At 68.7% G+C, this 20,421-nt stretch carries 19 protein-coding genes, 1 tRNA gene and 1 pseudogene; 8 read left to right on the top strand and 13 right to left on the bottom strand.

Annotated elements, in window-relative coordinates; all coding sequences use genetic code 11:
* Positions 1-336 precede the first annotated feature (336 nt).
* Together ABC337_RS11955 and ABC337_RS11950 are read left to right on the top strand one after the other, a co-directional pair.
* Positions 337-1,536, top strand: a complete 1,200-nt coding sequence (locus tag ABC337_RS11955) for an acetyl-CoA C-acetyltransferase (protein ID WP_412883764.1) — start codon at positions 337-339, stop codon at positions 1,534-1,536.
* The gene (locus ABC337_RS11950; protein WP_412883765.1) at positions 1,536-2,066 is read left to right on the top strand and encodes an aminoacyl-tRNA deacylase; all 531 of its coding nucleotides are present in this window, start codon (positions 1,536-1,538) and stop codon (positions 2,064-2,066) included. Before ABC337_RS11955 ends, ABC337_RS11950 begins: the two co-directional genes overlap by 1 nt.
* 138 nt (positions 2,067-2,204) lie before the next feature.
* On the opposite strand, the gene ABC337_RS11945 is transcribed toward ABC337_RS11950, so the two are convergent.
* From ABC337_RS11945 to ABC337_RS11900, 10 genes are all read right to left on the bottom strand, one after another.
* The gene (locus tag ABC337_RS11945; protein WP_412883766.1) at positions 2,205-4,046 is read right to left on the bottom strand and encodes a bifunctional metallophosphatase/5'-nucleotidase; all 1,842 of its coding nucleotides are present in this window, start codon (positions 4,044-4,046) and stop codon (positions 2,205-2,207) included.
* Positions 4,047-4,248: 202 nt separating this feature from the next.
* The gene (gene rplL, locus ABC337_RS11940; protein ID WP_290255942.1) at positions 4,249-4,626 is read right to left on the bottom strand and encodes a 50S ribosomal protein L7/L12; all 378 of its coding nucleotides are present in this window, start codon (positions 4,624-4,626) and stop codon (positions 4,249-4,251) included.
* Positions 4,627-4,702: 76 nt separating this feature from the next.
* Positions 4,703-5,284 (bottom strand): 50S ribosomal protein L10, encoded by a 582-nt coding sequence (rplJ, locus tag ABC337_RS11935; RefSeq protein ID WP_412883767.1) that lies wholly within the window; start codon positions 5,282-5,284, stop codon positions 4,703-4,705.
* 292 nt (positions 5,285-5,576) lie between these two features.
* Entirely contained in the window at positions 5,577-6,695 is a 1,119-nt protein-coding gene (locus tag ABC337_RS11930; RefSeq protein WP_412883768.1) for a GNAT family N-acetyltransferase, read from the bottom strand.
* Between the two features lie 137 nt (positions 6,696-6,832).
* Entirely contained in the window at positions 6,833-7,942 is a 1,110-nt protein-coding gene (locus ABC337_RS11925; protein WP_412883769.1) for a GNAT family N-acetyltransferase, read from the bottom strand.
* A gap of 111 nt (positions 7,943-8,053) precedes the next feature.
* Positions 8,054-8,761 carry a 50S ribosomal protein L1 gene (gene rplA, locus ABC337_RS11920; RefSeq protein WP_290255946.1) on the bottom strand — a complete coding sequence of 236 codons (708 nt, stop codon included), beginning with the start codon at positions 8,759-8,761 and terminating at the stop codon, positions 8,054-8,056.
* A gap of 183 nt (positions 8,762-8,944) precedes the next feature.
* A complete protein-coding gene (gene rplK / locus ABC337_RS11915; protein ID WP_003803853.1) occupies positions 8,945-9,376 on the bottom strand; it encodes a 50S ribosomal protein L11 in 432 nt (143 codons plus the stop codon).
* Positions 9,377-9,506: 130 nt separating this feature from the next.
* A complete protein-coding gene (gene nusG, locus ABC337_RS11910) occupies positions 9,507-10,322 on the bottom strand; it encodes a transcription termination/antitermination protein NusG (RefSeq protein ID WP_412883770.1) in 816 nt (271 codons plus the stop codon).
* Positions 10,323-10,433: 111 nt separating this feature from the next.
* Positions 10,434-10,718: a preprotein translocase subunit SecE gene (gene secE / locus ABC337_RS11905; protein WP_290255948.1), complete on the bottom strand. Its 285-nt coding sequence runs from the start codon at positions 10,716-10,718 to the stop codon at positions 10,434-10,436.
* A 79-nt stretch (positions 10,719-10,797) separates the two neighbouring features.
* Positions 10,798-10,870, bottom strand: a tRNA-Trp gene (locus tag ABC337_RS11900).
* A 214-nt stretch (positions 10,871-11,084) separates the two neighbouring features.
* On the opposite strand from ABC337_RS11900, the gene ABC337_RS11895 reads away from it, so the two are divergent.
* Positions 11,085-12,302 carry a pyridoxal phosphate-dependent aminotransferase gene (locus ABC337_RS11895; RefSeq protein WP_400158582.1) on the top strand — a complete coding sequence of 406 codons (1,218 nt, stop codon included), beginning with the start codon at positions 11,085-11,087 and terminating at the stop codon, positions 12,300-12,302.
* A 76-nt stretch (positions 12,303-12,378) separates the two neighbouring features.
* Here the strand turns inward: ABC337_RS11895 and ABC337_RS11890 are convergent.
* A pseudogene (locus tag ABC337_RS11890) lies at positions 12,379-13,065 on the bottom strand (LuxR C-terminal-related transcriptional regulator); the annotation flags it as partial.
* Positions 13,062-14,474 carry an ATP-binding protein gene (locus ABC337_RS11885; RefSeq protein WP_412883772.1) on the bottom strand — a complete coding sequence of 471 codons (1,413 nt, stop codon included), beginning with the start codon at positions 14,472-14,474 and terminating at the stop codon, positions 13,062-13,064. The gene ABC337_RS11885 and the pseudogene ABC337_RS11890, both read right to left, overlap by 4 nt.
* A 125-nt stretch (positions 14,475-14,599) precedes the next feature.
* Here ABC337_RS11885 and ABC337_RS11880 point away from each other — a divergent pair, with 125 nt between their 5' ends.
* From ABC337_RS11880 to ABC337_RS11860, 5 genes are all read left to right on the top strand, one after another.
* Positions 14,600-16,213, top strand: a complete 1,614-nt coding sequence (locus ABC337_RS11880; protein WP_412883773.1) for a PspC domain-containing protein — start codon at positions 14,600-14,602, stop codon at positions 16,211-16,213.
* Between the two features lies 1 nt (position 16,214).
* A complete protein-coding gene (locus ABC337_RS11875; protein WP_412883774.1) occupies positions 16,215-16,490 on the top strand; it encodes a hypothetical protein in 276 nt (91 codons plus the stop codon).
* Between the two features lie 3 nt (positions 16,491-16,493).
* Positions 16,494-16,748 carry a PspC domain-containing protein gene (locus ABC337_RS11870; RefSeq protein ID WP_290255953.1) on the top strand — a complete coding sequence of 85 codons (255 nt, stop codon included), beginning with the start codon at positions 16,494-16,496 and terminating at the stop codon, positions 16,746-16,748.
* Positions 16,749-16,917: 169 nt separating this feature from the next.
* A complete protein-coding gene (locus tag ABC337_RS11865; protein WP_290255954.1) occupies positions 16,918-17,943 on the top strand; it encodes a 6-phosphofructokinase in 1,026 nt (341 codons plus the stop codon).
* 55 nt (positions 17,944-17,998) lie between these two features.
* Positions 17,999-18,709, top strand: coding sequence for a GNAT family N-acetyltransferase (locus ABC337_RS11860; protein WP_412883775.1), 711 nt, complete (start codon positions 17,999-18,001; stop codon positions 18,707-18,709).
* 72 nt (positions 18,710-18,781) lie between these two features.
* Here the strand turns inward: ABC337_RS11860 and ABC337_RS11855 are convergent, their stop codons facing one another.
* The gene (locus tag ABC337_RS11855; RefSeq protein ID WP_412883776.1) at positions 18,782-20,350 is read right to left on the bottom strand and encodes a DHA2 family efflux MFS transporter permease subunit; all 1,569 of its coding nucleotides are present in this window, start codon (positions 20,348-20,350) and stop codon (positions 18,782-18,784) included.
* Positions 20,351-20,421 lie beyond the last annotated feature (71 nt).

Genomic DNA, 20,421 nt, shown 5'->3' with positions numbered 1-20,421 from the left:
GGTTCCGCTATATGACCCGGGACCCACACTGCCCATGCTGGTGCACGTTGTAGACGGCACATTGATGGAACAGCTGTCAGGCTAAGCCCACCGCTATATGAAGGCTGAAGGTAAACAGGGAAGACGCAAATATCTACGATACGGCAAAGCAACCTACTTGTCTACCCCACTTGCGCCGTGATTGCAAACACCGGCCCTCCCCCGGGCGGCGGGGTTGGCCACCGGAGCGGGAGTGGGGCGGGCGGCTCGGTGGGCGGCCGGGCCGGTTCCCCGGATAGCCCCGTGATGGGGCTCACGATAACCTTGGGCTATCCCCAAAGATCGGAAAAGACCATCATGAACAACTCGCCGGACAACAACGATGTTGTCATCCTCGCCGCCGCCCGCACCCCGCAGGGCCGGCTGAACGGACAGCTGTCCAGCTTCACCGCCGTCGAGCTCGGCACCCACGCCATCCGCGCGGCCCTCGCCGCCAGCGGTGTCGCCACCGACCAGGTGGACGCCGTGATCATGGGCCAGGTCCTGCAGGCCGGCGCCGGGCAGAACCCCGCCCGCCAGAGCGCCATCGGCGCCGGTGTGGGCTGGAACGTCCCCACCGTCACCATCAACAAGGTCTGCCTCTCCGGCCTGACGGCGGTGATCGACGCCGCCCGGATGATCCGCAGCGGCGACGCCACCGTGGTGGTGGCCGGCGGCCAGGAGTCGATGAGCCGCGCGCCGCACCTGCTACCGGGCTCCCGCCAGGGCTGGACCTACGGCTCCATCCAGGCCCTCGACGCCGCCGCACACGACGGCCTGACGGATGCGTTCGACGGCCAGTCCATGGGCCTCTCCACCGAGAGCAAGAACGTCACCCTGGGCATCGACCGGACCGCGCAGGACGAGGTGGCGGCCGCGTCGCACCAGCGGGCCGCCGCCGCCGGCAAGGACGGCGTCTTCGACGGCGAGATCGCGCCGATCAGCGTGAAGCAGCGCAAGGGTGAACCGGTGACGGTCAGTACGGACGAGGGGGTCCGGCCGGACACCTCCGTGGCGTCCCTCTCCGGGCTCCGCGCCGCCTTCGCCACCGACGGTACGATCACCGCCGGCAATTCCTCCCCGCTCTCCGACGGCGCTGCCGCCCTGGTGCTGACGTCCCGGGCCTACGCCGAGGAGCACGGTCTGGAGTACCTTGCGGTCGTGGGCGCGCCGGGCCAGGTGGCCGGGCCGGACAACTCTCTGCACTCCCAGCCCTCCAACGCCATCAAGAAGGCCCTGCAGCGGGCCGGCTGGACGACGGCGGATCTGGACTTCATCGAGATCAACGAGGCGTTCGGCTCCGTGGCGGTGCAGTCCCTCAAGGATCTGGACTACCCGCTGGAGCAGTGCAACATCCACGGCGGCGCCATCGCGCTCGGCCACCCGATCGGCGCCTCCGGCGCACGGCTGGCCCTGCACGCGGCGCACGAACTGAAGCGGCGCGGCTCCGGCAAGGCGGCGGTGTCCCTCTGCGGCGGCGGCGGACAGGGCGAGGCCCTGCTGCTGTACCGCGACTGATGACCGGTCCGGAGGAGGTCCCGGCGCCCGGCCTGGGCGCCGGGAACGGCCCCGTCGGCGGCGCCGGGCGCCGGCGGTTCCTGGCCGACGCCGCGGCCCGGGGCCTCAGCGTGGAGCTGGTAGAGCGGCAGGCGGCGCGCAGCCTCGAGGAGGCGGCCGCCATCCTGGGGATCACCCCCGCTGACATCGTCAAGTCGCTGGTGGTCAAGCACAAGGACGGCACGTTCCTCTTTGCCCTGGTCCCGGGCGACCGGCAGATCTCCTGGCCCAAGCTGCGCCAGGCGGTCGGGGTCAACAAACTCTCGCTGCCCAGTGCCGACGTCGCCCTCGACGCCACCGGCTACGAACGCGGCACCATCACTCCCCTGGGCAGCACCACGGCGTGGCCGGTCTACGCGGACAGCACGGTCGCCGGCCGGCGGATCTCGATGGGTGCCGGGGAGCACGGCTACAGCGCCTTCGTCGACGCAGACGCGCTGCTGGCCGCCCTCGGCGCCGTCGTCACGGACATCACCGACCCGATGTCCTAGCAGCACCGGTCGAAGTAGCCGGCCCGGGTTAAGACAGCAAAGGTGCCCCGGCGGCCCGCCCCCAGATCGGGGGCGGGCCGCCGGGGCCCCGTGCTGTCCGACGTCCCTAAGCTGCGGGACGGGCTGCGGGGGCGGCCGTCAGGCGGTGACCGTCAGGGGCTGGTCGTTGACGGTCAGGCGCCAGTTCGACTGGCTGAACACCGCGGCGTCCAGGGTTCCCTGCGCCACCACGTAGTCGATGATCCGCTGCCGGATCTCCTGCTGGCTGTTCGAGAGCACCGGGGCGGTCTTGACCGCCGGGAAGTTGCCGCCGCCGCTCTGCCGGTAGTTGTTGATCGCCATGGCGAACTCCTTGCCCGCGGGCAGGGGTACGCCGTCGTAGCTGAGGTTGCGGATCCGGTCCCCCACCGGCCGAGCGAGGTCGATCTCGTAGTTCAGCGGTGCGTCCAGGCCGTAGACGACGTCGTAGTTGTAGTCCGGGGTGCCGTTGGGGGCCAGCGCGGTGGCCGCGTTGGTGATTTGGTCCGCCTGCACGCTGGTACCGCTGGCCGGCTTGAAGTACTGGGCCGACCACTCCAGGTAGTCCTTGACCTGCGCGCCGGTGACCTTGATGGAGAGCAGGGTGTTGTCGAAGATGTACAGGCCCGCCACGTCCCGGATGGTCAGCGGACCGGCTTTGACGTCCACCGACCGGGAGAATGCCGCGGCGATGGAGAGCACCGGTAGGCCGGCGGAGGGGCCGTTGGCGAGCTCGGCCTTGATGGTGCTGGCCTGGACGTAGTTGATGGCGTCAATCGCCGCGGAGTCGGACCAGCAGGCCGTCGCGGTGCTCAGCGGCGCGGTGCACGTGCCGATGACCTGGTTGACGTATTTGACGGTGGCGTCGTGGCCGGCCTGGACGGCGCCGACGACGGCGGGATCGGCGTCGACGGTCTTGGCGTCCAGGAGGTGGGCGTGCGCCGCGGCGACGCTCCACCGGCCCTGCTCCTTGTTCAGCTGCAGGTCGATCACGGCGACGCGCATGCCCCATTTGAGCGGCTCGGTCAGCAGTACCTGGCGGCCGGTGGCCTTGTTGGTGACGAAGCGCTCCGGGATCTCCAGGTGGGCGTGGCCGACCAGAATCGCGTCGATACCCGGGACCTCCTCGGCCAGCTGGGTGGAGGCGTTCTCCGGGAACGGGAGGGCGTCACCGTAGGAGGAAGCCGGGGTGGCGCCCGAGTGGCTGGAGACGATGACGACGTCGGCGCCCGCGGCCTTCATCTCGGGGATGACGGTCCTGGCTTCCTCGACGATGCCATTGAAGTCCAGCTTGCCGTGGACGTTGTCGCGGTCCCAGAGCGCACAGCCGGGCGTGACGAAGCCGACCAGGCCCACGGTGACCCAGCCGCTCTCGGTTTTGACGCGCTTGAGCACGTAGGGCGTGAACGCGCGGCTTCCGCTGACGGCGTCGTGGACGTTGGCGCCCAGGAGCGGGAAGTCCAGCTGCTTCTCCCAGGTCCGCAGCAGGGGGATGCCGTAGTTGAATTCGTGGTTGCCGAGGGCGACGGCGTCGTAGCCGACGGCGTTCATGGCCAGCGCCATGGGGTGCTTCACCTCGGTGGAGATCGGGTTGACCTTGGCGAAGTAGTAGGCCAGCGGAGTGCCCTGGATGGTGTCGCCCGAGTCGATGGTCAGCGTATTGGCGGCCCCGCGCTCGGCGCGTACCGCCTTGATGAGGGTGGCGGCCTGGGCGATGCCGATCTTGTTCCCGGCGGTGTCCGCGTAGGGGGCGTTCTTGAAGTAGTCCCAGTTGAAGACGTTGTTGTGCAGGTCGGTGGTGCCCAGGACGGTCAGGGTGAACTGCTTCTTCGCAGCCCCCTGGCCACCGGCGTCGGCCTGTGCGGCCGGGGCTCCGGCGACGGCGGCCGCCGCGGCGCTGCCTCCGACGAAGGCTGCCGCGAGCATGGCGCGGCGGGACACGTGGGGGTTCGGATCGGTCATGGATGGACTCCTCGGGGTTGGCGGCCGGTTGGCACAATGCCACAGTCTAGGCCGCCGGCTCCCGGCTGAAAAGGAGAGGAGACGATCATTTTCCGAGCGTTTACCGGATGTTTTCTGCCCCGGAACGCAGGAAACCCCGCCCACCGGAGTGGACGGGGTTTCCCGGAGCTGAAAGGCGTGATGCCTTCCGAAGAGCCGGTCGTTACTTGACGGTAACGGTGGCGCCGGCAGCCTCGAGCTGCTCCTTGGCCTTCTCGGCAGCTTCCTTGTTGGCGCCTTCGAGGACGGCCTTCGGGGCGCTGTCAACCAGGTCCTTGGCTTCCTTGAGGCCCAGGGAGGTGATGGCGCGAACTTCCTTGATCACTGCGATCTTCTTGTCGCCAGCAGCCTCGAGGATGACGTCGAAGTCAGTCTTCTCTTCGGCTTCCTCAGCGGCACCGCCACCGGCGGGGCCGGCGACAGCAACAGCAGCTGCGGTAACTTCGAAGGTCTCTTCGAAGAGCTTGACGAACTCGGAGAGCTCGATGATGGTCAGTTCCTTGAAAGCTTCAATGAGCTCTTCGTTGCTGAGCTTCGCCATGGTTTGGCGTCCTTCCTATAGTGGTGCTTGGCGGGCTTGGCCGTGCCGTCACACCGGAGTCTTGGGTGAGAGAGAGTTAGTTCTCTTCGGCGGCTGCGGCTTCGGCCGGAGCCTCGGCTTCTGCTGCGGGGGCTTCTTCAGCGGCGGGTGCTTCGGCTGCTGCCGGGGCACCGTTCTCTTCTTCAAGCTTGAGGCGCAGAGCGTCGATGATACGAGCGGCTGCGGCAGCAGGGGCCTTGAGGACGCCTGCGACCTTGGCGAGCTGAAGCTCGCGGGACTCGAGTGCTGCCAGGGCAGCAACTTCGGTGGCGTTCAGTGCCTTGCCCTCGAAGTAACCGGTCTTGATGACCAGCTGCTTGTTGGCCTTGGCAAAATCCGTCAGGCTCTTTGCAGCGGCAACTGCGTCACCCTTGATGAACGCGATTGCAGTGGGGCCGGCAAGCTGGCCGTCGAATGCTTCGACACCGGCTTCCTTGGCTGCAATGGCGGTCAGGGTGTTCTTGACGACCGAGAACTTGGTTTCCTGGCCGAGAGAAACACGCAGCTGCTTGAGCTGTGCAACGGTGAGCCCACGGTATTCGGTCAGGACAGCGGCGGTCGATTCCTTGAAATCGTTAGTGATCTCAGCTACTGCTGAAACCTTGCTAGGCGTTGCCATAACCCTCCTTCCGGGGATAAATGCCGGTGTGTCCGGGTCCCCTCAGGATCGCTAAAACTAAAAACGCCCCGCGCAGATGCACGGGGCTTGTCTCGACGCGGCGTGCCGCGGAGCTTTGCTTCGTTCACCTGCGCCGGCCGCCCTGCGTTGAGGGGCCTTCGTCCGGAAACCAACTTGAATCCCCCGCACACAACTGCAGAAGTGAGCCATGCTCAGGAGAGTGGATTTCCAACAACCGACGGTCTTTGGTTCTTCAAGGGTACGGGATAGGAGCGGGCCCCACCAAATCGGGTCAGCTGGTGCTGGGCCGCAGGTCCGGGAGCTCCTTCTGCCACAACCCGGTGACACCGGCCGTGGTGAACCCGAGCTTCTGGTTCACCGTGAGGAGATAGCGGTTTTCCGGGGCGTTCCAGGTGTAGAGCACCCGAGCGTCCGGGAACTGTTCCGAGAGCCGTTCCATGTTGGCCAGTTTGATCAGCAGGCCCAGTTTGTTACCGCGGTGCTCGGCCAGGACCACGGTATCGTCCTGGAAGACGACGTCGGGACGCAGTCCCAGGACACTGATCGTGGTCAGCCCCACCAGCGCGCCGCTGGCGATCTCCTCGACGGCGGTGACCACGGTCCGGCGGCCCTGCGCGATGGCGACGTCCTCGGTCTCGCGCAGGAGTTCGCCGTCGAACACCAGCGCGTCCTCAGCCTCCTCCGGCACGCCGCCCTCGCCCGCCCGGTTCTCCAGCAGGGCCACGGCCTCCAGCCAGCGGTCGGGGCACCGGTCCGTCCAGTGGTGCAGCCGGTACCGTCCGGCGTTGGCCTCTTCCGCCTCGGCCTGCAGGTCAGCCACCAGCTGGCTGTCCAGCGGCAGTGTGCAGGCGCTGAACTGTTCGATGTGCTGCAGCGTGTAGCCGGTGAGCCGGGCGAACTCCACCTCGCGGCTGTTCAGCGGGACGTACCCCAGGCCGGCCCCGGGGATCAGCTGGCCCGCCGACTGGTCGGCGAGTGTGACGCCGGGGTGGTTGGTGTCGATCAGGATGATCCGCCGGCCCTCGTCGCGGGCCAGGTGCTCGGCGGCGTCGAGCAGCTGGCGCCCCACGCCGCGGCCCTGGAAGTCAGGGAGAATGTCCAGGGTGAACTCGGCCAGTTCCTGGTTGTCTGCGAGCGGCAGGGCAATGTCCACGGTCCCTACGATCCGTCCGTCGACCTTGGCCACGAGGATGATCTGGCGTTCGTACGGGTCCGCCATTTCCAGCAGTTTCTCCTGCGGGGCATAGGCCAGGTCATCGGTGCCCCAGGTGGCCATCCGGACCTTGCGTCCCACCTCGACGGCGGCGATGAAGTCCGCCGCGTCCTCCCCCTCCAACGAATCCGGGATCCAGAGCTGCTCGATCCTTACATCGCCTGCCTGAGCGGTCATGTTCCCAGCCATTCTGCCGCCTTCGCCTGGCCCCGCTGGTGCCAGGCTTTGAGCGTCAGCATATGCCCGATACCCCTTGCGTTCCATGCCCCGCCACGGGGATTTTTGGCAGCGCGTCGCACCGCGGGCGGCGCGGGCTACTCCCCCGCCAGGCCCGGCCCGGCGACGCGTTGCCACTCGCCATCCCACCCCGCGGGCCGGAAGCCCAGGGCCTCGTTGATGGCGAGCATGTAGCCGTTTTCGGCCGCGTTGAAGGTGGTGACGCGTTCGACGGCGGGGGCGGCCAAGGCGAGGCGGCGGAGGTTCGCGATCTTCACCAGCATGCCCAAGCGGTGTCCGCGGTGCGGGGCGGCGACGAGGGTGTCGTCCTGCTCGGCCAGCCAGGGTTTACCGGCCGGGAGCTCCAGCACCGAGTAGGCGGCGAGGTCCCCGGTGTCCCGGTGCCGTGCGGCGGCCACCAGCGAGGTGTTTCCGGCTTCCTGCCAGGTTTTCTCCACGTGCCGGACCCGCGCCGCGTCCCAGTGTTCCTCTTCATAGCTGATGCCGCCGCTGGGGGCGTCGGAGCTCATCCGGGACATCAGGACGGCCAGTTGCGGCAGCAGCGTCTCCGGGCAGTGGTCGGTCCAGGTGAGGATGTCGTAGCCGCCGGCCTTCGCCAGCGCCTCGGATTCCAGCCGGTCCAACTCCGGGGCCGATGCCGCGATGTCCAGGCTGCTGTACCGCTCGACCTGTTCGAGCCGGTAGCCGGCGGCGGTGGCGAAGCGGACGCTGCGCGCCCCCGCCGGGAGGGCCCCGGTCCCGGTGGCGGGGCGGACCACGGCGCCGCCGTCGACGTCGAAATCCGCATGGTGCTGGGTGGAGCCGAGGAACACGGTCCGGTTCTCGGCGGCTGCGGCGGCTTCGGCGTGGGCCAGCAGGGCCCGTCCGATGCCGCGCCCGGTGTGGGCCTGCAGCACCGCGACCTGGATCCCGGCGCGGTCGAGGTTTTCGGTCAGGCCCAGCCGGACGCTGGCGCGGGCCACCATCCGGCCGTCGGACCGGACGACGAAGAGCCGGGTCCGGCCGTACCCGCTCTCCTGCCAGAAGCGAAGGCGGGACCGGGCCGCCGTCGTCCGGTCGTGGTTGCCCCACGATTCGAGTGCCAGCGCGTCGCAGAGTTCATTGAACTCCCGGAACTCCGCGGCGTCGTCGTCGTCGAGCGAGGCGGGCAGGCGCAGTTCGTCGATGCGGTGGGGTGCTGGATTCACCCGCACAGCCTAGCCGGGGCGCCGACAGCAGAAAAGACCGCCCCGCGGGTGCGGGACGGTCTTCGCTGGCGCCTGCCGCCGAAAGGCGGCGCGGGCGCGGGGTCCGGAAACTTACGCTTCGGTCAGGACCTTGGTGACGTTCGGGTCAACCGAGATGCCGGGGCCGAAGGTGGTGGCCACGGTGGCCTTCTGGATGTACCGGCCCTTGGAAGCGGACGGCTTGAGGCGCAGGACCTCTTCCAGTGCGGCGGCGTAGTTCTCGGCCAGCTTGACGGCGTCGAAGGAAACCTTGCCAATGATGAAGTGCAGGTTCGAGTGCTTGTCGACGCGGAAGTCGATCTTGCCGCCCTTGATGTCGTTGACAGCCTTGGTGACGTCAGCGGTCACGGTGCCGGTCTTCGGGTTCGGCATCAGGTTACGCGGACCCAGGACCTTACCCAGACGGCCAACCTTGCCCATGAGGTCAGGGGTGGCGACGGCGGCGTCGAAGTCGGTCCAGCCGCCGGAGATCTTCTCGATCAGGTCGTCGGAGCCAACGAAGTCGGCGCCGGCTGCGATCGCGGCCTCGGCCTTGTCGCCGGTCGCGAAGACCAGGACGCGGGCGGTCTTACCGGTGCCGTGCGGCAGGTTGACCGTACCGCGGACCATCTGGTCGGCCTTACGGGGATCAACGCCGAGGCGGAACGCGACCTCAACGGTGGCGTCGAACTTGGACGGGTTGGTGTCCTTGGCGAGGGTCACTGCCTCGAACGGCGCGTAGAACTTCTCCGCGTCGATCTTGGCGGCGGCTGCCTCATATGCTTTGCTGCGCTTTGCCATGCTGCTGTTTCTCCTTGTGCAGTTGTGGTCTGCGGACCGCGCTGGGCCCTGCCACAGTCGGATATTCGGACGGCGTGTCCGGGGTTCCGATCTTTCGATAATTAGGGGGTGCCGGTTGCCCGACGGGTGCTGGTCGCTGCCGTTCGCGGTGTTCCGCGGCGGTGTTCTCCCAGCGGGTGGGGACTAGCCCTCGACGGTGATACCCATGGAGCGGGCGGTGCCGGCGATGATCTTCGCTGCGCCTTCGAGGCTGGTGGCGTTGAGGTCTTCCATCTTGGTGGAGGCGATCTCGTTGACCTGGGCCTGGGTCAGCTTGGCAACCTTGACGGTGTGCGGGGTAGCCGAACCCTTGGCGACGCCTGCAGCCTTCTTGATCAGCTCGGCGGCCGGCGGGGTCTTGGTGATGAACGTGAACGAGCGGTCCTCGTAAACGGTGATCTCAACCGGGATGACGTTGCCGCGCTGGGCTTCCGTTGCAGCGTTGTACGCCTTGCAGAATTCCATGATGTTGACACCGTGCTGGCCGAGCGCAGGACCGATCGGCGGGGCCGGGTTAGCGGCACCTGCCTGGATCTGCAGCTTGATGAGGCCGGTGACCTTCTTCTTGGGAGCCAATGTAGGGTCCTTCTCTCAATTTCGTCCTGGGACACAGGAGCGTGTCTCAGGTGGTTGGCCGCCATGGCGAGGCGGCCGGCCGCTCCGGGGCCGCAAAGCGGGCAGCCTGGAGCGAATTCTGTAATCGGTGCTAGATCTTGCTGACCTGGTTGAACGCCAGGGTGACCGGGGTCTCGCGCTCGAAGATGGAGACGAGGACCACCAGGGTCTGGGATTCGGGCTTGATCTCCGAGATCGTGGCAGGCAGGGTCTCGAACGGGCCCTCCTTGACGATGACGGACTCGCCAACCTCGAAGTCCACGGCAACCGGGGTCTGGTTCTGCTTGTTGACCGGCTTGCCCTTCTCGGCCTGCTCGCCCTCGAAGACGGGGGCCAGCATGGAGAAGACCTCGTCCAGGCGCAGCGGCACCGGGTTGTGGGCGTTGCCCACAAAGCCGGTCACGCCGGGGGTGTGGCGGACGGCGCCCCAGGAGGCGTCGGTCAGGTCCATGCGCACCAGCACGTAGCCGGGGATCCGGACGCGGTTGATGATCTTGCGCTGGGCGTTCTTGATCTCGACGACTTCTTCCATCGGGACCTGGATTTCGAAGATGTAATCTTCCATGTCCAGGGTCTGGATGCGGGTCTCGAGGTTGGCCTTCACGCGGTTCTCGTAGCCGGCGTAGGAGTGGATGACGTACCAGTCACCTTCCTGGCGGCGCAGCTTGGCCTTGAACTCCTCGGCGGGGTCGGCTTCGGCCGCGGCGGCAGCGGCTGCCAGGGCATCGCCTTCTTCCGCCTCGCCCTCGTCCTCGGAGCCGGCGGAAGCCTCGTCCACGGCGTCGTTCGCGTCAGCGTCGGCGGCGTCGTCGAATTCGGGCGCAGCAGCCGGGGCCTCGGACTCCTCCACGGCGTCCTGGCTCTTCTCCAGCTCAGTCTCAGTTACCTCGAGCTCCTGCTCAGACACTTGGTCTCCTGCTTCCTCATTGCCTTACATGCCTATTTAAATGACTCAATTCCGCACACCCCGTTACTGCCCCGATTTCCCGGGGCGGCACGCGGCCTGCGGACGGTCGCCTTAGCGGTCCGTGGGACCCGTTCCGCCGAAGACCCAGCCGACGCCGGTCCCGAAGGCCAGGTCCAGCAGGGTGACGACGACCATCATGATGACCACGAACACCAGCACCACGAGCGTGTAGTTGACCAGTTCCTTGCGGGTGGGCGCGACGACCTTCTTCAGTTCGCCGATGACCTGGCGGAAGAAGAGTGCGATCCGGGCGAAGAAGCCTGCCTTGGGGGCCTTCTTGGCGGGGCGGCCTTTGGAGCTGCTGGCAGCTGTTTCGGTCACCTGACCCTCACTCATCCTCGCGATGTCGGATACCCGGCTCCGGACTGAACCATGGTTGCTGCGCTGGTTCCGGTGCATTCCGGAACAGCTTGCGCAGGGCAGACAGGACTCGAACCTGCAACCTGCGGTTTTGGAGACCGCTGCGCTACCAATTGCGCCACTACCCTATGGATTAAAAACCGTGCCGGCGGCAGACTGTACAGGTTTCCCTGAGGCGCACGCCATCATCGTGTTTTCAACACCGGAGAACCATTCTACGCATGAACTACGTCCACGTCGAACCGGCTCTCCTGGCATCCCGGAGGATCCGGTGAACAGCATAGAGTAGATTCCGTCGAATCCCACATCCAGCCCCGTGCTGACGCGAAGAACGGACCCGCGATGCCTGCCGCCCGCATTTCCAAGCGCATTTCCGCCATAGCCGAATCCGCCACCCTGGCCGTCGATGCCAAGGCGAAGGCACTGAAGGCGGCTGGACGTCCGGTCATCGGGTTCGGTGCCGGCGAGCCCGACTTCCCGACTCCGGGCTACATCGTGGATGCCGCCATCGAGGCCGCCCGCCAGCCCAAGTACCACCGCTACTCCCCCGCCGGCGGCCTCCCCGAGCTGAAGCAGGCCATCGCGGAGAAGACGTTCCGGGACTCCGGATACCGGTGCGAGGCGTCGCAGGTCCTGGTAACCAACGGCGGCAAGCAGGCCGTCTACAACACCTTCGCCACCCTGCTGGATCCGGGCGATGAGGTCATTGTCCCGGCACCGTTCTGGACCACTTACCCGGAGGCCATCCGGCTGGCCGGCGGTGTGCCGGTGGAGGTCTTCGCCGGGCCGGAGCAGGGTTACCTGGTGACCGTAGAGCAGCTCGAGGCCGCCGTCACGGACCGGACCAAGATCCTGCTGTTCGTCTCCCCCTCGAACCCCACGGGCGCCGTCTACTCCCCCGAGCAAGTCACGGCGATCGGCGAGTGGGCCGCGGCCAAGGGCCTGTGGGTGGTCACCGATGAGATCTACGAGCACCTGACCTACGACGGCGTTCCGTTCACCTCGATCGCCACGGCTGTCCCCGCCCTCGGGGACAAGGTGGTCATCCTCAACGGCGTCGCCAAGACCTACGCCATGACCGGCTGGCGGGTGGGATGGATGATCGGCCCGGCCGACGTCATCAAGGCCGCCACCAACCTCCAGTCCCACGCGACCTCCAACGTCTCCAACGTTCCGCAGATCGCGGCACTGGCCGCGGTCTCCGGCCCGCTGACCGCCGTCGAGGAAATGAAGGTGGCCTTCGACCGCCGCCGCAAGGCGATCGTCGCGGGGCTGAACGCGATCGAGGGCGTCGACTGCCCCACCCCCAAGGGCGCGTTCTACGTGTACGCGGACGTCCGCGCACTGCTGGGCAAGGAATTCCCGACGGCGAACGGGCCGGTGGCGCCGTCGACGTCGGCCGAGCTCGCCGCGCTGATCCTCGACGAGGTCGAGGTGGCCGTGGTGCCCGGTGAGGCGTTCGGCCCCTCCGGCTACCTGCGCCTGTCCTACGCCCTCGGCGACGAGGACCTGGCCACCGGCGTCGGACGCCTGCAGGAATTCCTGGGCAAGGCCAAGTAGTCGCCCCCCCTGTTCCGCTGTCACTGAGGCCCCCATTCCGCCGGGATGGGGGCCTCAGTGCCAGCGCATCCGGGTTAAGCAGGCGGCGTTCGGCGGCCCAGCGGGTCAGTTCGTGGCGGCTGGAGAGCTGGAGCTTGCGGAGCACTGCCGAGACGTGGGTCTCCACGGTCTTGATGGAGATGAACAGTTCCTTGGCCACCTCCTTGTAGCTGTACCCGCGCGCGATCAGCCGCATCACCTCGAGTTCGCGGGCCGAGAGCCGGTCCAGTTCGTCGTCGGCGATGTCCGAGGGTGAGGTCCCGAAGGCGTCCAGCACGAAGCCGGCGAGCCGTGGCGAGAAGACCGCGTCCCCGCCCGCGACGCGGCGCACGGCGTTGCTGATTTCGGCGCCCGAGATGGACTTGGTGACGTAGCCGCGGGCGCCGGCGCGGATCACGGAGACGACGTCCTCGGCGGCGTCGGAGACGCTCAGGGCCAGGAAGCGGGTGGTGCCCAGCAGCGCGGCGCAGCCGGCCAGGACGTCCCGGCCGCCGCCGCCGGTCCCGCCCGGCAGGTGCACGTCGAGCAGCACCACGTCCGGCCTGGCCTCGCCGATGACACGCACCGCCTCTTCGACGGTGGCGGCCTCCCCGACGACGGCGATCCCGGCGTCGAGGTCCGCCTTCAGGCCGGAACGGAAGATGGCGTGGTCGTCCACAATCACCACCCGGGTGGCGGGGACGGGGGCTCCCGGGGGCAGGGTGCTGTCGGGCTGGCTGGTCATGGTATGTCCTTCGTGGTGGCGCCGGCGGGTGTGGGCCGGTGTGGTTCGGGAGGCGGGGTGGTGGACGGCGGCACGGGAGTCGGTGCTCCCGTGGCGGCGGACGACGGCGGCGGCGGGGCCGTGGCCGCGTCGGGGACCAGGGGCAGGCTGAGCCGGACCTCGGTGCCGTCCGGGTTGCTGACGATCACGGCCGTTCCGCCGTGCCGCCGCATCCGGCCGATGATGGATTCGCGCACGCCCAGCCGGTCCGCGGGGATGGCGGCCGGGTCGAACCCCGGGCCGCGGTCCTTGACGAAGATTTCCGCGGCCGCGCCGGTGGCTTCGAGGTATACGGAGACGGGGCCGCCGCCGTGCCGTGCGGCGTTGAGCATGGCCTCCCGCGCGGCCATGACGAGGGCCTCCAGCCGTCCGGTCATGGCGCAGTCCCCGACGCTGACGACGTCGACGGGCTGGCCCAGCGCGTCCTCCACCTCCGCGGCGGCGGCCAGGAGGGCGTCCGAGAGCTGCCCCTCGTCCCGTTCCGCGTTGCGGTACAGCCAGCCGCGGAGTTCGCGCTCCTGGGCCCGGGCAAGGCGGATGACGTCCTGTTCGTTCCCGGCCCGGCGCTGGATCAGCGCGAGGGTCTGCAGCACCGAGTCGTGCAGGTGGGCGGCGATCTCGGCCCGTTCCGTGGCGCGGACCCGGCCTTCCCGCTCGGTCTCGAGGTCGCGCCAGAACTTCAGCCCCCAGGGCAGCAGCACCAGAGCAACGCCGCCCAGGACCGCCACCGAGGCCAGGAGCGCCAGCCAGGTCTGCTGCCACGATCCGGAGCCGGAGACCATCACCAGGACCCCGGCCACCACCAACGCCAGGCCGGCCGCGAGCCGTGCCCAGCCGCCGGCCTGGTTTGCCTTGGCCCTGTCCATGATCCCGGTGCGGCGGGTCTCATCCAGCTGCATCCAGGCGATGGCCGCGCCGCCGAGGATCGCGGCCACGGGAATCAGGGTGCCCAGCGGGACGTCCAGCCCCAGCAGCCGCGCCACCAGGATCCCGGCGGCCAGCAGCAACCCGACGCCCAGGAGGATCTCTTTCCCGTAGGGCATCCCGGCGAGCCGGAAGCGCCACGGCTCCCCGGCGGTGGCCGTGTTTCCTTGGGCCTCCGGGGATTCCACGGGGGCGCTCACGGCGGGGGCGATGGGCGACGCCGGACGCCGGGCGTTGCGGCGGGCGCTCTCGTCCGCCGTCGGCACCATGATCCACAGCCAGGCGTAGAACGCGACGCCGGCGCCGCCGGCGAACGCGGCAACCACCATCCCGGCGCGGACCATCTGCACGGGCCAGCCCAGGTGGCGGGCAAGCCCCGCGCAGACACCGGCAATCATGCGGTCGCCGCCGCGGGTCAGCGGTGGGCGGAGGGGCGCGGTGGTCATGGATCCATCCAAGCACGGCAGGGGCCTTCCGGAGGCGGTTCACGGCCCGAACCGGGGGCCGGTCAGGGACCGGTCAGGGGTTTCCCCAGTAGAGCGGACGGTCCCGCCGGCGGGAGGATCGAACTATGAACACGCACCCTGACCCCGATGAGGTCCCGGCCGCCGGCAGCCAGCCGGACGGCCGTCCCGCCACTGACCCGGCGGACAGCACGGCGGACGCCTCCGCGTCGTCGCCTTCCGCACCGTCGCCGTCCGGCCCGTCGCAGGCCTCCTCGGCGGAACCGGACGGCGCGCCCCGGTATGCGCCGCCGTCGTACACCCCGCCGCCCTACACCCCTCCCCCCGGCGGCACCCCGCCATACACTCCGCCCCCGGGCCCTCCCTACGCCGGCGAGCGCCGGCCGGCCGGGTCCCAGCAGAACTTCTTCGACTGGATCCGCAGCCACGGCATCCACCGGGGCCGCGAGCGCTGGGTGGCCGGCGTGGCCAGCGGCATCGCCCAGCGGCTGGGCGTCGATCCACTCATTGTGCGCGGCATCCTGATTGTCCTGACGGTCTTCGCCGGCGTCGGGGTCCTGCTGTACGGACTGGCCTGGGCCCTCCTGCCCGAACCCGACGGCCGGATCCACGTCCAGGAGGCCGCCGCCGGACGGTGGAGCACCGGCATGACCGGGGCGCTGATCACCACGCTGATCGGCTTCCCGAGCCTGGGCAACGGCGTCTGGGGCTGGGACCGGTACGGTTTTGGCGCCGTCGTCTGGACTGTCTTCTGGGTGGGCGGGGCGATCTATGCCTTCTATTACTTCTCCCAGCGGGGCAGGACGCGCCGGCCGGCCGACAGCCACGGCGTCGGGTTCCCGCAGCAGGGCCCGGCGGCAACCGGTCCTGCGGCAACCGGTCCGGGATCGTCCGGCACGGCACCGTACGGGACCGGCACCCCCGCCGGTTTCCCGTCGGACGGCACACTTCCCGTGGGCACCTATCCGGCCGCCTCGTATCCAACCACGACCTACCCCACCGGGCCCGACTACACTGCGGCGCCCGCTGCCCCCGCGCCGGGCCGTAGCGCAGACCCGTCAGCATATGCGCCGGTGCCCGCTCCGAAGGTCCGGGCCACCGGTCCCGGCGCCCCCGCCGTCGCGGTCACGACCGGCCTCGCACTCCTGGCGGGTGGCGGGCTCAAGGCACTCGACGCCGTCCACGCAATCAACCTCGGACCGGCCGGCAACGCGGTGGTCTGGGCGGTAGGAGCCGCCGTCCTGGGCCTCGGCATCCTGGTCTGCGGCCTGCGCGGCCGCGGCGCCGGCATCCTCAGCTTCTTCGCCGTGGTGGCGCTGGTCACCGGGGCGGTCTACGGCCTTATCCCGAACGCGGACCGGGCACGGTTCCAGAACGTCGACTGGGCGCCCACCACCATCGGGCAGGCCGCCGACGGCTTCGACATCACCGGCGGCAGCGGCACGGTGGACCTGACCCGGCTGGACCTGAACGCACCGCTGAGCTCCGACGTCGTGGTGCCCCTGGACGCGACCGCCAGCAACATCACCGTGCTGATTCCGCGTAATGTCCCCGTGCAGATCCGGGCGGACCTGACGATGGGAAACCTCAACGACTCCAACGGCAACCACGGCGGCATGACCAGCCAGCAGAGCGACTACAACACGGACGTCGCCGGATCCCGCCTGGTCATCAAGGTCTCCGGCACCCTGAGCAACATCACCGTGAAGGAAGGGAACTGACATGAGGAGCTACGACCCGGGAACCACCCCGGACGGCACCCCGTTGGTCACGGAGAACGCACCCGCCAGTGAGGGCGCCCGGGTGGGGACGGTGGTGTGGGGGTTGATCGTGCTGGCCCTCGCCGCGCTGATCATCATTTCCCGTCTGGGCCTGGTGGTCCTGAACGGGACCTACGTCCTGATCGGCCTGATGATAGGGGCCGGCGCGGCCCTCGTGATCGGCGGACTGGTCTCCGCCCGCAAGCGTGACAAAGCCACTACTACAAGGAAGTCTTAATCCATGGAAAAGTTCTTCAGCATTGTCCGGGGCCTCGGCCTGCGCCGGGGACCGCAGCGGTGGCTCGGCGGTGTCTGCGGCGGCATCGCGGCCAGGCTCAACGTGGACGTCGCCTACGTCCGGATCGCGTTCCTCCTCTTCGCCCTGCTGCCGGGCCCGGCCTTCGTGTTCTATCTGGCCGCCTGGGCCCTCCTCCCGGACCAGCAGAACGCCATCATCGCCCAGACGTTCCTGGAGCGCCGCGCGAACCGCCCCTGACCCCGGCTCATGACTGACGCTGCCCCCGCCACTGCCTGTGGCGGGGGCAGCGTGCGTCCGGGCCCCCGGGACCGGTTTGTGTCCTGCCCCACATCCCCGGCTAAACTTCTTGGTGAGCTCAGCGTGGCGCTCTGCCCGTATACCTTCAAACCAGGATTTGAGCCCAGATATGAAAATTGGAATCCTCACCAGCGGCGGCGACTGCCCCGGACTGAACGCCGTCATCCGTGGCGCCGTTCTCAAGGGCATCGCGGTCCACGGCCACGAGTTCGTGGGATTCCTGGACGGCTGGCGCGGCGTCGTCGAGGGCGACATCATCGAGATTCCCCGGACCATGGTCCGCGGCATCGCCAAGCAGGGCGGCACCATCCTGGGCACCTCCCGCACCAACCCGTTTGAAAACAACGGCGGCCCCGAAGTCATCAAGGCCCACATGGACCGGCTGGGCATCGACGCCATCATCGCGATCGGCGGCGAGGGCACCCTCGCGGCCGCCAAGCGCCTCACCGACGCCGGCCTCAAGATCGTCGGCGTCCCCAAGACCGTCGACAACGACCTCGACGCCACGGACTACACCTTCGGCTTCGACACCGCCGTCGAGATCGCCACCGAGGCGATCGACCGGCTGCGGACCACCGGTGAATCGCACCACCGCACCATGATCGCCGAAGTCATGGGCCGGCACGTGGGCTGGATCGCCCTGCACGCCGGCATGGCCTCCGGCGCCCACGCCATCCTCATCCCCGAGCAGCAGGCCTCCATGGAGCAGATCACCGAATGGGTGGTCTCCGCCCATGAGCGCGGCCGCGCACCCCTGGTGGTCGTCGCGGAGGGCTTCGTCCCCGAGGGCCAGGAATCGCCGCACTCCGAGCGCGGGCTGGACACCTTCGGCCGGCCCCGGCTGGGCGGTATCGCCGAACTGCTGGCCCCCGAGCTCGAGGCCCGCACCGGCATCGAAACCCGCGCCACGGTCCTCGGCCACATCCAGCGCGGCGGCGTCCCCACTGCTTTCGACCGGGTCCTCGCCACCCGCCTCGGCATGGCGGCCATCGACTCTGTGGTGGAGGAGCGCTGGGGCACCATGGTCTCGCTCAACGGCACGGACATCGTCCACGTCGGTTTCGAGGCGGCCCTGGGCAACCTCAAGAGCGTCCCGCAGCACCGCTACGAGGAAGCCGCCGTCCTCTTCGGCTAAGCCGCCGCAGCCGCGCCCGGCCGATGCCCGCTACGGGTCTGGGTAGGGTTGAACCATGACACTCACGCCCGGCTCCGCCGACATCATCCAGCTCGCGTGGGCCCGCCGCTTGGGGCTCGACGACGGCGCGTTCGCGGCCTCCGGCGGGCAGCGGATCACCCGCGTCGTCGACGATGCCCGGGCGCTTCAGTTCGTTCGGCTGTTCGGCGGCTCGGCCCTGGTGGGACCGGGTTGGGCGTTGGAAGCCGCCGAGGCCTACTCCGACGAGGAGCTGGCCCAACACGTGACGCTCCTGACGATCACCCGTGCCCGGGGCGGCCACGGCCTCGGGGCCGCTGCCCTTTTCTTCGCCGATGACCTGCCCCTGCGGCAGCCTGCCGAAGAGCTCACCGTCTCCCACGGCAACCCCGAGGCCATCGAACTCGAGGGCCTGTGCCCGCCCGACGACGTCAACGAGGTGGGCCTGGCGGACCTGGAAAACCGATTCACCATTATGCACGTCGAGGACGGCCGCCGTTCCCCGGTGGCCTGCGGCGCTTACAGCGAGTGGGAGGGGATCCTGGCGCACCTTGGTGTCCTGGTGGCCCCCGAGTGGCGGCGGCGCGGGCTTGGGACGCTCGCAGCCTCGATCGTTGCCCACGAGGCCCTCGCCTCCGGGCTGACCCTTCAGTGGCGTGCCGATGTCAGCAACAAGGGCTCGCTGGCCCTGGCACGGAGCATGGACTTCACCGCCGGCGGGATCCAGACCAGCGTCCTGCTGGGCTAGCGCCGAATCTGCAGCCCGGACCAGCAGGGCCGCTCGACGGGGCATCCCATCGAGCGGCCCTGGCGTATCGCCTTAGACCTGCCGGGCTTCCACGCCGTCGGCCACGACGTCGCTACCCTCCTTGGCGGGCTCCGCCGTCGCAGAATCCGACGTCGGCTTGGACTCTGCTGCCGGTGCCGTCCACGGCTGGGTGACCTGGGGCTTGGCGAAGAACAGCGCCACGGCCGCACCGAGCAGGATCACGACGGCGGGGAGCAGGATGGATTGGCCCATCGCGGTCGAGAAACCCTCATGCAGCTGCGGCGGCAGCGCACCGCCAAAGGCCATCGGGCTGGCCTTGCCGGCCGATCCCGGCGCCGCCGGAAGCTCTGCGGCCAGCCGGGACTGGATCAGCACGGCGATCGCGGCACTGCCCAGGACGGCGCCAATCTGGCGGGTCGTGTTGTAGACGCCCGAACCGGCGCCGGCCTGCCGCGGCGGCAGGTTGCGGGTGGCGGTGGAGCTCAGCGGAGCCCAGATGCCCGCGTTGGCGAAGCCGAGGACGGTGCTGGGCAGCAGGAACAGCCAGATGGGCGTGTCCGGGTGCATCAGCGAGGAGTTCCAGAACAGGGCCACGGACATCAGGACCAGACCGGTGGCCGTGATGTACTTCGGGTTGACCTTGTCGATGATCCGGCCCACTACCGGGGCCAGGCCGCCGGAGATAACGGCCATGGGCACCATCATCAGCGCCGACTGCGTGGGCGTGAGGCCGCGCACCACCTGGTAGTAGAAGATCAGGGGCAGACCAAACCCGGTGACCGTGAAGCCAACCGAAGTGATGGCGATATTGGCCAGCGAGAAGTTGCGGTCCTTGAACAGGCCCAGCGGCAGGAGCGGCTCACCCTTGTTGAAGTGCTGCCAGAGGACGAAGCCCACGAGCACGATGATGCCGGCGACGATCAGGCCCCACACGGTGATCGGGCCGCTGATGGTGCCCCAGTTGTAGGTCTCGCCCTCCTGGATGCCGAACACCAGCAGGAACAGGCCGACGGCGCTGAGCAGCACGCCGGGGATGTCGAACTTGTGCGGGTGGGTGTCCAGCGCCGGGACGAACCGCAGTGCCAGCACGAAGCCGACGATCCCGACCGGAATGTTGATGAAGAAGATCCACTCCCAGCCCAGCCCGTCCACCAGGACGCCGCCGAGGATAGGGCCCACCAGGGTGGCGACGCCGGCGGTGGCGCCCCAGATGCCCATGGCGGCACCGCGGCGGTCCGGCGGGAAAATCCTGGTGATGACGGCCATTGTCTGCGGCGTCATCAGCGCGGCGCCGAGGCCCTGCAGCACGCGGGCCGCGATCAACGTCTGGATGTCGCCGGAAAGCCCGCACCAGAGTGAGGCAAGAGTGAAGACCACCAAGCCGGTGAGGTAGAGCCGCTTCGGACCGAACCGGTCGCCCAGGCGTCCGGTGATCAGCAGCGGAACCGCGTAGGCCAGCAGGTACGCGCTGGTCACCCAGATCACCGAGTTGATGTCGGCGTTGAGTCCTTCCATGATCTTCGGGTTCGCCACCGAGACGATGGTGGTGTCGATCAGGATCATGAAGAACCCGATCACCAGGGACCAGAGGGCCGCCCAGGGCCGCGCTACGTTTTCCATCGGTTCTTCCTTTAGGTGCTTACTGCCGGGGTGAAGGTGGAGCGTTGAGACTACAGCCGGGGTGGGACAAC

The organism is Arthrobacter phoenicis (assembly GCF_047238215.1).
Classification (GTDB): domain Bacteria; phylum Actinomycetota; class Actinomycetes; order Actinomycetales; family Micrococcaceae; genus Arthrobacter.
The sequence above is the reverse complement of the archived record's forward strand: the minus strand, read 5'-3'. Positions and strand labels throughout refer to the sequence as shown.